Origin of the sequence: Stenotrophomonas sp. HITSZ_GD, assembly GCF_029543105.1 — a bacterium.
Lineage (GTDB): Bacteria > Pseudomonadota > Gammaproteobacteria > Xanthomonadales > Xanthomonadaceae > Stenotrophomonas_A.
Genome location: NZ_JARQXB010000004.1, coordinates 229,750 through 244,346 on the forward strand (window position 1 = coordinate 229,750; position 14,597 = coordinate 244,346).

Sequence of the window (14,597 nt, forward strand, 5' to 3'; positions counted from 1 at the left end):
AGCACACCGAATGACCCCTCGTCCCAAACCCAACGCGTTGATCTGGCTGCTGCTCTCGGCAGTGGTGATCGGCCTGGACCAGCTCAGCAAGGCCTGGGTGCTGAACAGCCTGCCCGATGTCGATGCGGTAACCGGTCGCTGCGTGCGCATCCCGGTCATTCCAGGTTTCTGGGACTGGTGCCGCACCTACAACACCGGCGCGGCGTTCAGCTTCCTCAGCGACGCCGGCGGCTGGCAGATCTGGCTGTTCACCGCGCTGGCGGTGGGCATCAGCGCGCTGATGGCGTTCTGGCTTTCGCGCACCGCGCGCGCGGACTGGCGCTCGGCGCTGCCGTTCGCGCTGGTGATCGGCGGGGCCATCGGCAACGTGATCGACCGCCAGATCCATGGCCACGTGGTCGATTTCATCCTGTGGTACGTCGGCGACCACATCTGGCCGGCCTTCAACGTGGCCGACTCGGCGATCGTCGTGGGGGCGGTCGGCATTGCCCTGTTCGGGATCCTGGACGGCAAGTCGAAGCAAAAAGCGGGATAATCGACGCATGGAAGTCCTGCTCGCCAATCCCCGCGGTTTCTGTGCCGGCGTCGACCGCGCGATCGAGATCGTCAAGCGCGCCATCGAGACGCTGGGCGCGCCGATCTACGTGCGCCACGAGGTCGTGCACAACCGCTTCGTGGTCGACGACCTCAAGCAGCGCGGCGCGATCTTCGTCGAGGAACTGGACGAGGTGCCGGACGGCGCCACGGTGATTTTCAGCGCCCATGGCGTGTCGCAGGCAGTGCGCCGCGAAGCCGAGCGCCGCGCGCTGAAGGTGTTCGACGCCACCTGCCCGCTGGTGACCAAGGTCCACCTGGAAGTGGCGCGGCATTGCCGTGCCGGCCGCGATGTCGTGCTGATCGGCCATGCCGGCCACCCCGAGGTCGAGGGCACGATGGGCCAGTGGAACCGCGAGGCGGGGCAGGGACGCATCTATCTCGTCGAGGACATCGACGACGTGGCGAAGCTGGACATCGCCCAGCCCGAGAACCTGGCTTACACCACCCAGACCACGCTGTCGGTGGACGACACCCGCGGCATCATCGAGGCGCTGCGGCATCGCTATCCGGCGATGCAGGGCCCGAAGAACGACGACATCTGCTACGCCACGCAGAACCGCCAGGATGCCGTGCGCGACCTCGCGCGCGAGTGCGACCTGGTGCTGGTGGTCGGTTCGCCGAACAGCTCCAATTCCAACCGCCTCAGCGAACTGGCGCGGCGCGAGGGCGTGGAGTCCTACCTTATCGACGACGCCGACGAGATCGACCCGGCGTGGGTCGCCGGCAAGCAGCGCATCGGCCTGAGCGCCGGTGCGTCCGCGCCGCAGGTGCTGGTGGACGGCGTGATCGCGCGGCTGCGCGAGCTGGGCGCGGGCAACGTGTCCGAACTGGCGGGCGAGCCGGAGTCGATGGTGTTCGCGCTGCCCAAGGAACTTCGGCTGCAGCTGGTCAGCTGATCCGGGCCATTGCCTGTCCCGCTTGCGCACGCCCCGGCCGAGACCGGGGCGTTTTCGTTCGGGCCTCGCCCATCGCCGAACGCGTCGCGCTCAGGATTCCTCGCGCCGCGGCCTGCCGAACGGCCGCTGCGAGCGCGGGCGCATCGGGCGGGTGAGTTCGCGGAATTCGGCCATGCACATCGTGCCTTGCAGTCGATCCGGATGTCGCTCGCCAAGGACCTTCAGGCGATCGGCGGCCCTTTGCAGGCAGCACGGGCCGATCATGCCGAGCAGGGGACCATCTTCGCGAAGACGCAATTCCAGGAGTCGGGAACAGAAGTTGCGGCACAACTCACAGGTGCGCTTCATCGAAAACCGAAATGTCAGTGGTGACTGAAAGTTTATTCAGCACTGACTGATTAATCCATCACGACTTAAGGCACTCCCCGGCTGCTTCCCGATACGGCCGCAGCCGGGCGCCGAGTTCCTCGTAGGCGAAGACCCAGCACGCGGTGATGCTGGACATCAGCAACGCGATGCTGCCCAGCTGCGGGTGCGTGCCCAGGTACGATTCGCGCTCGCCCAGATCCACGTGGCGGTCGATGCGCAGGTGCTCCAGTAACGTGGCGGCGGCCAGCCAGCTGACTTCCTCCCCGTGGGTGAAGCCATGCGCGCGGGCGAACGTGCCCAGGATGTTGGGAGACGGGGAATCAGGGAGTGCCATGAGCTTGGGAGCGCTAACAACAGTGCCGTGGCATGTTGCATCACCGCCAGGGAGGCGGCAAGGCCCGTGGCGCGTGTTGTGATGAACGTCGATGGTATAGTTTTCCAGGGCGCTGTATGCGGGGATTTGATGTCCGAAATCGGCACGAGCAAGGTTGCGGCGTTCATCGCGGCCGCCATCGAAAGAAGCGGCAAGACCCAGCTGGAAATTTCCGCCGAGGCCGGTTTTCCCCGGTCCAGCGTGCTGTCCATGATCAAGCAAGGGCAGACCAAGATGCCGCTGGCGCGCATCCCGCAGATGGCGCGCGCGCTGGAGGTGGACGAGGTCGAGTTCTTCCGGCTGGCGATGGGCGAGTACATGCCCGAGCTGCTGCGGATCTGCGACCAAATGTATGCCTGCGAGCGGCTCACCCAGGACGAGGCCGAACTGCTGCACGAGGTGCGCAAGGGCATGAATGGCCACGGGGTGCGGATGACCCCCCGGGTGCGCGCGGCGCTTGCGCGTTTCCTGCGCGAAGCCGGCGACTGACCTTCGCCCCGCGCGCGCCAGTAGATTTTCTGGGGACTTCCCAGTAGTTGCACGGGCGCGCGGTGGCGCCCGTGCTGTTGCAATACGCCTGTATCCCTTTCCGGGTTCAGGAGACCACCATGCGCGCATTCCGTTTGTCCTCATCCTTCCTGGCCGTGGCGGTCGCATTGGCGGTGGCGGGCTGCGCCAGCTCGCCTTCGGCGTCGCGGGCGGCGCCGAAGGCAGCGAACCCCGGCCCCTACACCGCCGGGGTGGCCAGCGTGACGCTGGAGGGCACGGTCGCGGCGGTCGACAAGGCCAGCCGGACCGTCACCATCACCGGGCGCGACGGCGCCGTGCTGGATGTGGTGGCCAGCGATGCGGTGCGCAATTTCGACCAGCTGCGGGTCGGCGACCGGGTGGCGCTGGATTACGAGGAAGCCGTGGCATTGGAGCTGCAGCCGGCCGGCAGCGCGCCGGTGGGCGTGAGCGCCTCGCAAGGCGCTTCGATGGCCGCGCCCGGCAGCCGGCCGGGTGGCTCGATGGCCCGCACGGTCAGCGTGGTGACCGAGGTCGTCGCGGTGGACCCGGTGGCGCACACCATCGCGCTCAAGGGCCCGCGCGGCAATACCCAGATCATCGCGGTGGAGCGCGAGGACCTGCGCGCGAAGCTGCCTGGCGTGAGCCGGGGCGACCTGCTGCGCATCTCCTACACCGAGGCCGTGGCGCTGAGCATCCGGCCTTCGCCCTGAGAGGTCAGGCCACGCCGAGCTGGCCGCGCAGCCCTTCATGGGGCGGTGCGGCCAGCTCCTCGGGGGTGAGGAAACCGGCCAGGTCCTCGGCCTCGAAGAACGGGCGGATTTCCAGCTCGCTCGCGCCGGGCAGGGGCTGGGGCGAACGCCGCGCCCAGGCCAGGGCCTCGTCGATGTCCTTCACCTGCCAGATCGAAAACCCGGCGATTAGCTCGCGGGTCTCGGCGAACGGGCCGTCGATGACGGTGCATCGCCCGCCCTCGAAGGTGATGCGCTTGGCGAGCGGGCCGTTCTTGAGGCCGGCGGCCGCCACCAGGACCCCGGCCTGGACGAGTTCCTCAGTGAACCGGTCCATGGCGGCGAATGCTTCCGCCGCGGCCGGCGTGCTCATGTCGAGATTTTCGATCGCTTTGGCGAACACCATGACGCGCATGCGGTTTCTCCCGGGGGTGCCGCGGATCTGGCGGCTCGGGAAAGCGACGATGGGGCAGGCGGGGAATCGACAGGGCTGGCGTGGAGGGCGAGGGGATGCGTCGCGGCGATGGGCCCCGAAGTCCGCGCGGCTGGCGAATTGACCGGACGCTATGGCAAACCCTAGAATTCACGGCTCGGCCGGAATAGCTCAGTTGGTAGAGCGGCGCATTCGTAATGCGTAGGTCGCAGGTTCGACTCCTGTTTCCGGCACCAGCACGTCCAAAGGCCCGCGCAAGCGGGCTTTTGTTTTCAAGGGGTTCCGTAGCCCGCGATTTGGATGCGGATGATCCTTGGCTTGGCATTGGATTGCAGGCCGCCCTAAGTTGGCTTCAACGCCACTTACGACCTTAAGCCCCAATCCAATGACAACCGTCCTCACTAAGCGCATCGTCGCCAGCAGCGAACCCAGGGATCGCCCCTATGAGCTCAGGGACGCGCAGGTGCGTGGCCTACTACTGCGCGTGCAGCCCTCAGGGCACAAGGCTTGGATCGTCACCTGGGCGCATGGCAAGCGCAGGGCGTTGGGGTCGTCGACCGCGTGAGCTTGGAGCAGGCCCGCGAACACGCCAAGCTGGCTGTTGCTGAATATGTTCAGTCTGGCCTGCCGGCGCTCGCGAGGTCGAAGCCCCAAAGCTGCACGCTCCTCAAGACGCTGCTTGACGACCAATTCGAGCCTTGGGCGAACTTGGCTGTCTCACGAGACATGTCATTTGATCCGAGTAGCACTAGATACTCTTTATGTTGAAGTGGCAGACGCGAATTAGGCCTCAGACATCGAAGCGAGAACAGATGCCGAATACCTCACCCTATAGGTTCTCCCGGCGGCGTTGCTTGGCCGGCCTTCTAGCGCTGGGCGCCGCACCACTGATGAGTCGCCCCGTCTGGGCCGCGCAAGTTGTCGGCGCTAATGCGTTACTGAGGGACGCTCTGCTGGCGGAACGACAACCTGGTATCGCCGCCGTAGTCGTCGAGCGTGAGGTAGTGATCGCCCGTGCTGCAGCTGGCTACGCCGATACAGCACGTCGGCTGGCGGTAGACGAAAGAACAGTATTCGAACTTGGTTCGGTCACCAAGGCACTCACGGCGATGCTGGTCTTCCAGCTTCGCGATGAAGGCCTACTTTTGCTGGATGCACCTATTTCACGCTACGTAGGTGATCTTCCGCTGACATGGCAATCCGTGACGCTGCTCCAGCTGCTCAGCCATACCTCAGGCATTGCGAATTACTTGGATGCTGGAAACTTCATCGGCTTAATGCCTACGAGCCCGAAGCCGCGCACGCTGCTGGCGATGGTGAAGGATCGCCCGCTGAACTTCGCGCCTGGGACGCAACACGCTTACTCCAACACTAACTACATCCTGATTGGGCTGGCCATCGAAAGTGTCACTGGTGTGCCGTACTGGGAGTGTCTTGACAGGCGGCTTTTGTCACCGCTGGGTATGCAAGACGCCGGACCGCACACGGAACTCGATGCACGGGCTTTGGCTGAGGGTCATCTTTTCTTGGATGGACACTGGCTGCGGCCGCAACCAATAGGGGCGGGGTCTGCTTGGGCGGCTGGCAGTCTGCTGGCCAGCCTACGCGACATGGAGCGTCTTGCGATGGGTCTGCAAAGTGGCCGAATCCTTCCTACACAAAGCCTGTCCACGATGTGGGCAGATACACCGCTGCGAGGCGGTGGGACCGCCGGCTGGAGTGCTGGCTGGGAAGTCATTGACGCCGCGCGAGGCATCGTGGGCCACGGTGGAGGCACTGCAGGCTTCACCTCGTACCTGCGTCATGATGCGCCAAGGCATCGCACAACGGTGGTGCTGGTAAACCGGGCGGGCGATATTGATCCCAAAGCAATAGCTGAGCGCGTGGAACGCGTGATCGGCGCTGGAGACTTCACTCCGCAGTAACGAGGATTGATCTGCCGGCGATCGCGGTGCGCTGTCGGATTCTTTGGGCTCGATCAGGATTCCGCCCGGGTTTCTTGAGATGAGTCATGATCGGATGGCCTTACTTTGTTATTACGAAAAGTAGAGCATGGAAGAGGGGTGATCTGAATTTGTCGATAAGTGGCGTCGAGCGTGTGACTAATTTTACGTAGCGACGAGAATAGCTGTGGGTTTTCGTGATTTTAATTTTAGTTAGGCAAGATCTCATCGAATTATTGGTGAGCTGAGTTTTATCTGGCTAGGGAATATAGTGGTGTCTTGCCGGGCCTGTCTTACGGGTGTATCTGCGGCCTAGGGGCACGTAAAGCTTCATAGGCGACTCCCCGCAGTGACCGCATTTCTCTCGCGCAGCAACCAGCTGCGCGGTCTGGCCGTCGTCGTCGCACTCCTTGCCGCAGCCATCTACCTCCCGGCCCTCGGCCTCCCCCTGCGCTGCCACGACTTCACCGCTGGTCTCGCCTGGTGCATGGGTGTCGCGTTGTTGCTCGTCTGCGCCCGGCACACCGCGCTGCTTGGCATGGTCCTGCCCGCTTCCGGGCGCTCGTCGGCGTGGCCCGGGCTGGCCCGGCGTTGCCGGGGCAGGGCTGGGGTACCCAGGTGGGTTCGTAATGCGTAGGTCGCAGGTTCGACTCCGGTTTCCGGCACCAGCACGTCCAAAGGCCCCCGCAAGCGGGCTTTTGTTTTGGTTGGGACTGGCTTCGGCGGGGTGGGGCCCGCCGCACCGAAGATCATCGGACCGAAGGCTTAAGCGGTTCCGCGCGTGTCGTGCCGGCCTCCAACCGTTCCTCATGCACCCGCGGCCACTACCGGCGAGTGACCACCACCAGGGCGAATCAGTCCCGGCACGACACCAAGCTATTCCGCGTGGTGCGATCGGGTGCGCGCACTGTGCGACAACGTGTCGCACACGCGTGCGCGCCGATTTGCGCCGGATCATTGCCCAGCCGCCTTTCGTGAACACGTCGTTAGGCTTAAAATTGCGGGGCTAACTTGCGCCCCCTCCTGTTCAGGTCCGAAGCGTCCACCGCGTTCGGGCCCGCAATGCTTCGGGCGGTGGCGAAGGTTGGCGCCCCCTCGCAATTGGATCTACCGATGATTCCGTTGAAAACCCTCGGGCGCGCGCTGCGGCCCAGTCTGGCGCTGCTGTCCATGGCGCTGCTGGCGGGTTGCCAGTCGGCCATTCTCGACCCCAAGGGTCAGATCGGCCAGGACGAGAAGACCCTGCTGATCACCTCCGTGGTGCTGATGCTGCTGGTCGTGATCCCCGTGATCGTGATGACGATCGCCTTCGCCTGGAAGTACCGCGCTTCCAACACCAAAGCCCGCTACGAGCCGGAGTGGTCGCACTCGACCGCCATCGAGGTGGTGGTGTGGTCCATCCCATGCCTGATCATCCTGGTGCTGGCGGTGCTGACCTGGCGCTCCTCGCATGCGCTGGATCCGTACCGGCCGCTGCAGTCGGAGGTCAAGCCGGTGGTGATCGAGGCGGTCTCGATGGACTGGAAGTGGCTGTTCATCTATCCGGAAGAGGGCGTGGCGACGGTCAACGAGATCACCGTCCCGGTGGATACCCCGCTCAATTTCCGCATCACCTCCGATACGGTGATGAACTCCTTCTTCATCCCGCACCTGGGCACGCAGATCTACGCGATGGCCGGCATGCAGACCAAGGTGCACCTGATCGCCAACGAGCCGGGCGAGTACTTCGGCATCTCGGCCAACTACAGCGGCCACGGCTTCTCGAAGATGGGCTTCGCCGTGCACGCCACCGACAACGCCGGCTACGAAGCCTGGCTGCAGAAGGTGAAGGCCGCGCCGCAGAAGATGGACGACGCCGCGTTCCAGGCGCTGGCGGCCAACCGCAACGACAAGGAGCAGTACCCGGTCACCTACTTCGCGTCGGTGCAGGATGGTCTGTTCAAGTCCCTGCTCGACAAACACATGATGGGTGGTCACGGCGAGGGCCATGACCATCAGGCCACTGGCGCCGAGCCGGTCGCCATGTGCACCTCCGGAGACAACTGATGCTAGGCAAACTTACGCTCGAGGCGGTTCCGTACCACGAGCCGATCATCATGGTCGCCCTGGGTGGCGCCGCGCTGCTCGGCCTGGTCATCGTGGCCGCGCTCACCAAGTTCAAGCTCTGGGGTTATCTCTGGCGCGAGTGGTTCACCTCGGTGGACCACAAGAAGATCGGCGTGATGTACATCATCGTGGCGCTGGTCATGCTGCTGCGCGGCTTCGCCGACGCGGCGATGATGCGCACCCAGCAGGCGCTGGCCGCCGGCGGCGGCGAGGGCGTGCTGCCCCCGCACCACTACGACCAGATCTTCACCGCGCACGGCGTGATCATGATCTTCTTCATGGCCATGCCGTTCATGACCGGCCTGATCAACCTCGTGGTGCCGCTGCAGATCGGCGCGCGCGACGTGGCGTTCCCGTTCCTCAACTCGCTCAGCTTCTGGCTGTTCGTGGCGGGCGTGGCGCTGATCAACATCTCGCTGGGCGTGGGTGAGTTCGCGCAGACCGGCTGGCTGGCCTATCCGCCGCTGTCGGGGCTGGAATACAGTCCAGGCGTCGGCGTGGACTACTACATCTGGGCGTTGCAGATATCCGGCCTGGGCACATTGCTCACCGGCATCAACTTCTTCGTGACGATCATGCGCATGCGCGCGCCGGGCATGACCCTGATGCGCATGCCGATCTTCACCTGGACCGCGCTGATCACCAACATCCTGATCATCGCCGCGTTCCCGATCCTCACCGTGGCGCTCGCGCTGCTGGGTGCGGACCGTTACCTGGGCACGCACTTCTTCACCAATGACGGTGGCGGCAACGCCATGATGTACGTCAATCTGATCTGGATCTGGGGCCACCCGGAGGTCTACATCCTGATCCTGCCGGCGTTCGGCATCTACTCGGAGATCGTGGCCACGTTCTGCCGCAAGCGGCTGTTCGGCTACACCTCGATGGTCTACGCCACCGCGTGCATCGGCGTGCTGTCCTTCATCGTGTGGCTGCACCACTTCTTCACGATGGGCTCGGGCGCCAACGTCAATGCCTTCTTCGGCATCACGACGATGATCATCTCGATCCCGACGGGCGTGAAGATCTTCAACTGGCTGTTCACCATGTTCCGCGGGCGCGTGCACGTCACCTCGCCGATCCTGTGGATGCTGGGCTTCATCATCACCTTCGTGATCGGCGGCATGACCGGCGTGATGCTGGCCATCCCGGCGGTGGACTTCGTGCTGCACAACAGCCTGTTCCTGATCGCGCACTTCCACAACGTGATCATCGGCGGCGTGGTGTTCGGTTACCTGGCGGGCCTGACGTACTGGTTCCCGAAGGCGTTCGGCTTCAAGCTCAACGAGAAGATCGGCAAGGCCTCGTTCTGGTGCTGGATCATCGGCTTCTTCGTGGCCTTCATGCCGCTGTACGTGCTGGGCTTCATGGGCATGACCCGTCGCCTGAACACCTACAACCACCCCGAGTGGGGCCCGTGGCTGCTGGTGGCCGCCGCCGGTGCGGCGATCATCGCCTGCGGCATCGCGCTGAACCTGCTGCAGCTGGTCTACAGCGTGTGGAAGCGCAAGGAGAACATGGACCACACCGGCGACCCGTGGGATGGCCGCACGCTGGAATGGGCCACCTCCTCGCCGCCGCCGTTCTACAACTTCGCCCACCTGCCGCATGTCGATGACCGCGACCAGTTCTGGGAAGACAAGCAGCAGGGCAAGGGCTGGGTGCGTCCGACCAAGTACGAAGACATCCACATGCCGCGCAACACCTCGGCCGGCTTCTGGATCGGCGCCTTCAGCATCGTGCTGGGCTTCGCCCTGACCTGGCACATCTGGTGGCTGGCGGTGGTGGGGCTGGTCGGCATGATCGGCAGCTTCATTGCGCGCACCTTCGACAACGACATCGACTACTACGTGCCGGCAGCGGAAGTGGAGCGCATCGAAAACGAGCGTTTCGCCCAGCTTGACCGGGCGCAGGCAAACAAGGCGGTCTGAGCATGTCCACGGCTACTACCCTCGACAACCACGCCGCCCATCCGGGCGGCCACGAGCACGACCACGACCACGGGCACCACGACGCCGGCGGCAACACGCTGCTTGGCTTCTGGGTGTACCTGATGAGCGACTGCCTCATCTTCGCTGGCCTGTTCGCCACCTATGCGGTGCTGGCTGGCGCAACGGTCGATGGCCCGACGGCCAAGGAGCTGTTCGACCTGCGCTTCGTGCTGGTGGAGACCTTCCTGCTGTTGTTCAGCAGCCTGACGTTCGGCTTCGCCATGATCTCGGCGGGCAAGCGCAACATGACCGGCCTGTACACCTGGCTGGGGGTCACGGCGCTGTTCGGCCTGGGCTTCCTGGCGATGGAGCTGTACGAGTTCAACCACCTGATCCATGAAGGCGCCGGCCCGGGCCGCAGCGCGTTCCTGTCGGCGTTCTTCACCCTGGTCGGCACGCACGGCTTGCACGTGACGTCCGGCCTGCTGTGGATGCTGGTGCTGGTGATCCAGATCGCCAAGAACGGCCTGACCCCGCGCAACACCACGCGCCTGGCGTGCCTGAGCCTGTTCTGGCACTTCCTGGACATCATCTGGATCGGTGTCTTCACCATCGTCTATCTGCTGGGAGCGCTGTAATGGCCGGCCATGACAACCACTCCGACGCCCACGCCAGCCATGGCGGTGGGGTGAAGTCCTACCTGATCGGCTTCGTGATGGCGGTCGTGCTGACCGTGATCCCGTTCGCGATCGTGATGAACCACACCTTCTCGCGCGGCGTGACGGTGGCGATCATCTCGATCATGGCGGCGGTGCAGATGCTGGTGCACATCGTCTACTTCCTGCACATGGACCGTTCGCCGGAACAGCGTTCGAACGTGCAGGTGGGCCTGTTCTCGGTGCTGATCATCGGCATCGTAGTGGTGGGCTCGTTGTGGGTGATGCATAACATGAACATCAACATGATGCCTTGAGGGTTGGGGTTTCCTTCCCTTGCAGGGGCCGCCTTCGGGCGGCCTTTGTTTTTTTCGAGGCTTGATGGAGAAAGCAAAGCCTGGCTCCTGCCTTCTTCATGCCTCGAATGGCCGCGCGTCTCCGCTGGCGGCTGAGGCTCCTACAGGTGGAGCAGAAGCAGCAAAAAAGAAACGGTACGCGGCAGCAAGTAGCGCAGTGGGCGCGCGCATCGCCCTGGCTTTTGCCGCCCGATCGTGGGGATCTATCGGGCCTGCGGGACGGGAACCCTTTCGGGACCGTAGGCGACATGGATGTCGCCTACGAGCCTCCATGGATGGATTCACGGCGTGTCCCGAAAGGGTTCCCGTCCCGCGGGCCGTGCACGACACCCCGAACAGCCGACCCACATCGAAGGCCGCCGAACCAGCACTGCCCCCAGAACCCAAAGCCACCCACACCCCCGACACACCCCACGCCACCAAACCCAGCAAAACCCCGCCATGACCAATGGCATACAAGCCCCCCAACCCCCAGGCGTAGCATCGGCGGTTCGCCCCACCGCCCTTATCCCGCCAGGAGCCTCATGAAGATCCGCGCCGTGCTGTCGTTGCCGCTGTTGGCCGCGATGTCCCTTCCCGCCGCCAACGCGCTGGCCCAGACCGCCCCGCCGCGCGACATCCCCTATGAGGGCCTGCTGCGCATCGATGTCGATGCGACCGATATCGAACGCCGCATCTTCCGCGTGCGCACCACCATGCCCGCCACCGCCGGCCGCATGACGCTGCTGTATCCGCAGTGGATTCCCGGGCACCACTCCCCGAGCGGCACCATCGACAAGCTCGCCGGCCTGGTGGTGAAGTCCGCCGACGGCCGGGTGCTGCCCTGGACGCGCGACAAGTACGACGTCTATGCCTTCCAGGTGGACGTGCCCGAGGGCGTCACCCAGATCAGCGCCGAGTTCCAGTTCCTGTCCTCGCAAGGCACCGGCCAGGGCCGCGTGGTCATGACCCCGGAGATGCTCAACCTGCAGTGGAACAGCAATTCGCTGTACCCGGCCGGTTACTTCGCCCGCAACATCAAGGCCCAGGCCAGCGTCACCCTGCCCAAGGGCTGGGATTTCGCCACCGCGCTGGAAACCGAAAGCCGCGTCGGCGACAAGGTCACTTTCAAGCCAATCGACTACGACGACCTCGTCGACTCCCCGCTGTTCGCCGGCAAGTACTACCAGCGCGTCGTGCTGGCCGAAGGCAAGCAGCCGGTCGCGTTGAACGTCTTCGCCGACGATGCCAAGTACCTCAAGCCCAGCGCCGCGCAGGTCAAGATCCACCAGCAGCTCGTCGCCCAGATGGACAAGCTGTACGGCGCGCGCCACTTCGACCACTACGAGTTCCTGCTGGCGCTCACCGACAAGCTCGGCGGCATCGGGCTGGAACACCACCGCTCCAGCGAGAACAGCGGCCCCGTCGGCTACTTCACCGATTGGGACAAGAGCTGGTGGATGCGCGACCTGCTCTCGCACGAGTTCAACCATTCCTGGAACGGCAAGTACCGCCGTGGCGCCGACCTGGCCACGCCGAACTTCAACGTGCCGATGGGCGACAGCCTGCTGTGGCTGTATGAGGGCCAGACCCAGTTCTTCGGCCAGGTCGTGGCCGCGCGCTCGGGCCTGTGGACCCAGGACCAGGCGCGCGACATGCTCGCCAACGTCGCCGCCACCTATGACCGGGGCCGCCCCGGCCTGGCCTGGCGCACGATCCTGGATACCACCAACGACCCCACCATCGCCGAGCGCCGGCCGCTGGCGTTCCGCAACTACCAGATGAGCGAGGACTACTACTCCGGCGGCCAGATGGTGTGGCTGGAGGTGGACAACAAGCTGCGCGAGCTCAGCGGCAACAAGCGTTCGATCGACGACTTCGCGCACGCGTTCTTCGGCATGAACAACGGCGATTGGAAGGTCAACCCCTATACCGTCGAGGACATCGTCGCCACGCTCAACGGCATCGCGCCGTATGACTGGGCGGCTTTCCTGAAGACCCGCATCGAGGGCCACGGGCCGCTGGTGGGCGGCATCGAGGCCGCCGGCTGGAAGCTGGTGTACAACGACAAGCCCAACGATGCATTCAAGGTCCTGGAGGCCCGCAGCAAGGGCGCCAACCTGACCTACTCGCTGGGCCTGGCGACGAACGGGCAGGGCGTGCTCGCCGACGTGCTGTGGGATGGCCCGGCATTCAACGCCGGCCTGGCGCCGGGCATGACGATCGTCGCCGTCAACGGGCGCGAGTACAGCAACGATGGCCTGAAGGACGCGGTGACGGCGGCGAAGACGGACAAGGCGCCGATCGAGCTGCTGGTCAAGCAGTCCGACCGCTACGACACCGTACATATCGACTACCACGGCGGCTTGCTGTATCCGAACCTGGAGCGCATCGCCGGCAAGCCGGATCGCCTGGCCGAGTTGTACAAGGCGCGCTGATGTCGACCGGAACCCGCCATCGCGTCGCGGCATGGTGGGTTCCGCTGCTGGTATTGCTGGCGGCCGGCGCGATCGCCGGCGCCAGCGTCGAGGGCCTGCGCTGGCTGCACTACCTGTGCAAGCCCGCGGCGACCGTGCTGATCCTCCTGCGCGCCACGGCGGCGGCGCCGGGCGCGTATCGACGATGGGTGCGGGTCGGCCTGCTGTTCTCGCTGGTCGGCGACATCTGCCTGATGTTGCCGGTGGATGCCTTCGTCGCCGGTCTGGCGGCGTTCCTGCTCGCGCATCTGGCCTACATCCTGGCGTTCGCCCGTGGCGTGCGGGCGAGGGCATTGGCACTCACCGCGCCCGTACTGGTCGCCTACGCAATGGCCAATCTCGCCGCGCTGCGGCCCCACCTGCCGGTGGCGCTGCAGGGGCCGGTCATTGCGTATACGGCAGTGCTGACGGCGATGGCCGCGCTGGCGCTTGCCCGCGGCTGGCGTCCCCCGGAAGACGGCACACAGGCGCGGCGCGCGGCGCTCGGCGCGGTGCTGTTCGTGGCGAGCGATTCGCTGCTGGCCTGGGATCGTTTCGCCGGTCCGCTGCCCGGGGCCACAGCGGGCGTGCTGGCGACGTACTATGCCGCGCAGTGGCTGATCGCCACCTCCGTTTCCCGCCGGCGGGCAGCGCGACGATGAAGGCGGCCCCCTTGCAGCGCATCCTGGTGATCGGCCCGCCCGGCGCCGGCAAGAGCCACTTCGCGCGCCAGCTGGGCGAGCGGCTTGGGCTGCCGGTGATCCACCTGGATGCGCATTACTGGTCGGCCGGGTGGGTGGAACCCACGCCAGCCGAATGGGCGTCGCGCCTGGCCGCATTGCTGGCGCGCCCGGCCTGGATCATGGACGGCAACTACTCGCGCACTCTGGCGCAGCGGCTGGCGGCCTGCGACACGGTCGTGTTCCTCGACCTGCCGCGCTGGCAATGCATGTGGGGCCTATTGCGGCGGGCATGGACCGAGCGCGGAAGGGTGCGCGCGGACATGGCCGCCGCGTGCCCCGAAAAACTGGACCGGGCCTTCCTGGTCTTTGCATGGCGATACCGCAGCCGGTCGCGACCGGCGGTGATGCGTTTGCTCGCGCAAGGCCGCGACCAGTGGGTGGTGCATCGGTTGGCCTCCCGTGGCCAGGCCCGTGCATGGCTCGAAGGCGTGTCGGGCCGCGGCTGACGCCATCTCTGCCGGTGTGGGCAGGCGCGCCAAGCGGGTGCGCCGCGCGCCGCGCCGTCGCGCCTGTTGAGACGT

At 65.3% G+C, this 14,597-nt stretch carries 15 protein-coding genes and 1 tRNA gene; 13 read left to right on the forward strand and 3 right to left on the reverse strand.

What is annotated here, in order from left to right:
• The first annotated feature begins 10 nt into the window (after nucleotides 1–10).
• On the forward strand, nucleotides 11–535 hold the full coding sequence (lspA, locus tag P6166_RS06325; protein WP_277763630.1) for a signal peptidase II: 525 nt from the start codon (nucleotides 11–13) through the stop codon (nucleotides 533–535).
• A gap of 7 nt (nucleotides 536–542) precedes the next feature.
• The gene (gene ispH, locus P6166_RS06330) at nucleotides 543–1,493 is read left to right on the forward strand and encodes a 4-hydroxy-3-methylbut-2-enyl diphosphate reductase (RefSeq protein ID WP_277763631.1); all 951 of its coding nucleotides are present in this window, start codon (nucleotides 543–545) and stop codon (nucleotides 1,491–1,493) included.
• A gap of 90 nt (nucleotides 1,494–1,583) precedes the next feature.
• On the opposite strand, the gene P6166_RS06335 is transcribed toward ispH, so the two are convergent.
• Together P6166_RS06335 and P6166_RS06340 are read right to left on the reverse strand one after the other, a co-directional pair.
• A complete protein-coding gene (locus tag P6166_RS06335; protein WP_277763632.1) occupies nucleotides 1,584–1,841 on the reverse strand; it encodes a hypothetical protein in 258 nt (85 codons plus the stop codon).
• A 58-nt stretch (nucleotides 1,842–1,899) separates the two neighbouring features.
• Nucleotides 1,900–2,196, reverse strand: coding sequence for a hypothetical protein (locus tag P6166_RS06340; RefSeq protein WP_277763633.1), 297 nt, complete (start codon nucleotides 2,194–2,196; stop codon nucleotides 1,900–1,902).
• Nucleotides 2,197–2,325: 129 nt separating this feature from the next.
• Between P6166_RS06340 and P6166_RS06345 the strand changes: the two genes are divergently transcribed.
• Both P6166_RS06345 and P6166_RS06350 read left to right on the forward strand, forming a co-directional pair.
• Entirely contained in the window at nucleotides 2,326–2,724 is a 399-nt protein-coding gene (locus P6166_RS06345) for a helix-turn-helix transcriptional regulator (RefSeq protein ID WP_277763634.1), read from the forward strand.
• Nucleotides 2,725–2,843: 119 nt separating this feature from the next.
• The gene (locus tag P6166_RS06350) at nucleotides 2,844–3,455 is read left to right on the forward strand and encodes a hypothetical protein (RefSeq protein ID WP_277763635.1); all 612 of its coding nucleotides are present in this window, start codon (nucleotides 2,844–2,846) and stop codon (nucleotides 3,453–3,455) included.
• Nucleotides 3,456–3,459: 4 nt separating this feature from the next.
• On the opposite strand, the gene P6166_RS06355 is transcribed toward P6166_RS06350, so the two are convergent.
• Entirely contained in the window at nucleotides 3,460–3,888 is a 429-nt protein-coding gene (locus P6166_RS06355) for a YciI family protein (RefSeq protein ID WP_277763636.1), read from the reverse strand.
• A gap of 178 nt (nucleotides 3,889–4,066) precedes the next feature.
• Here P6166_RS06355 and P6166_RS06360 point away from each other — a divergent pair.
• The 9 genes from P6166_RS06360 to P6166_RS06400 all read left to right on the forward strand — a co-directional run bounded on the left by P6166_RS06360 (nucleotide 4,067) and on the right by P6166_RS06400 (nucleotide 14,522).
• Nucleotides 4,067–4,142, forward strand: a tRNA-Thr gene (locus P6166_RS06360).
• A 654-nt stretch (nucleotides 4,143–4,796) separates the two neighbouring features.
• Nucleotides 4,797–5,831: a serine hydrolase domain-containing protein gene (locus P6166_RS06365; protein WP_277763637.1), complete on the forward strand. Its 1,035-nt coding sequence runs from the start codon at nucleotides 4,797–4,799 to the stop codon at nucleotides 5,829–5,831.
• Nucleotides 5,832–6,962: 1,131 nt separating this feature from the next.
• A complete protein-coding gene (gene cyoA / locus P6166_RS06370) occupies nucleotides 6,963–7,895 on the forward strand; it encodes a ubiquinol oxidase subunit II (protein WP_277763638.1) in 933 nt (310 codons plus the stop codon).
• A complete protein-coding gene (gene cyoB, locus P6166_RS06375; RefSeq protein ID WP_277763639.1) occupies nucleotides 7,895–9,886 on the forward strand; it encodes a cytochrome o ubiquinol oxidase subunit I in 1,992 nt (663 codons plus the stop codon). Before cyoA ends, cyoB begins: the two co-directional genes overlap by 1 nt.
• Complete coding sequence (gene cyoC, locus P6166_RS06380) at nucleotides 9,883–10,524, forward strand: cytochrome o ubiquinol oxidase subunit III (protein WP_207221008.1); 642 nt, start codon at nucleotides 9,883–9,885, stop codon at nucleotides 10,522–10,524. Before cyoB ends, cyoC begins: the two co-directional genes overlap by 4 nt.
• Entirely contained in the window at nucleotides 10,524–10,859 is a 336-nt protein-coding gene (cyoD, locus tag P6166_RS06385; RefSeq protein ID WP_057644209.1) for a cytochrome o ubiquinol oxidase subunit IV, read from the forward strand. Before cyoC ends, cyoD begins: the two co-directional genes overlap by 1 nt.
• A gap of 563 nt (nucleotides 10,860–11,422) precedes the next feature.
• Nucleotides 11,423–13,315, forward strand: a complete 1,893-nt coding sequence (locus P6166_RS06390; RefSeq protein ID WP_277763640.1) for a peptidase M61 — start codon at nucleotides 11,423–11,425, stop codon at nucleotides 13,313–13,315.
• Nucleotides 13,315–13,995 (forward strand): lysoplasmalogenase, encoded by a 681-nt coding sequence (locus P6166_RS06395; protein ID WP_277763641.1) that lies wholly within the window; start codon nucleotides 13,315–13,317, stop codon nucleotides 13,993–13,995. The genes P6166_RS06390 and P6166_RS06395 overlap by 1 nt, the downstream gene beginning before the upstream one ends.
• Nucleotides 13,992–14,522: an AAA family ATPase gene (locus P6166_RS06400; protein ID WP_277763642.1), complete on the forward strand. Its 531-nt coding sequence runs from the start codon at nucleotides 13,992–13,994 to the stop codon at nucleotides 14,520–14,522. The genes P6166_RS06395 and P6166_RS06400 overlap by 4 nt, the downstream gene beginning before the upstream one ends.
• Nucleotides 14,523–14,597: the final 75 nt, after the last annotated feature.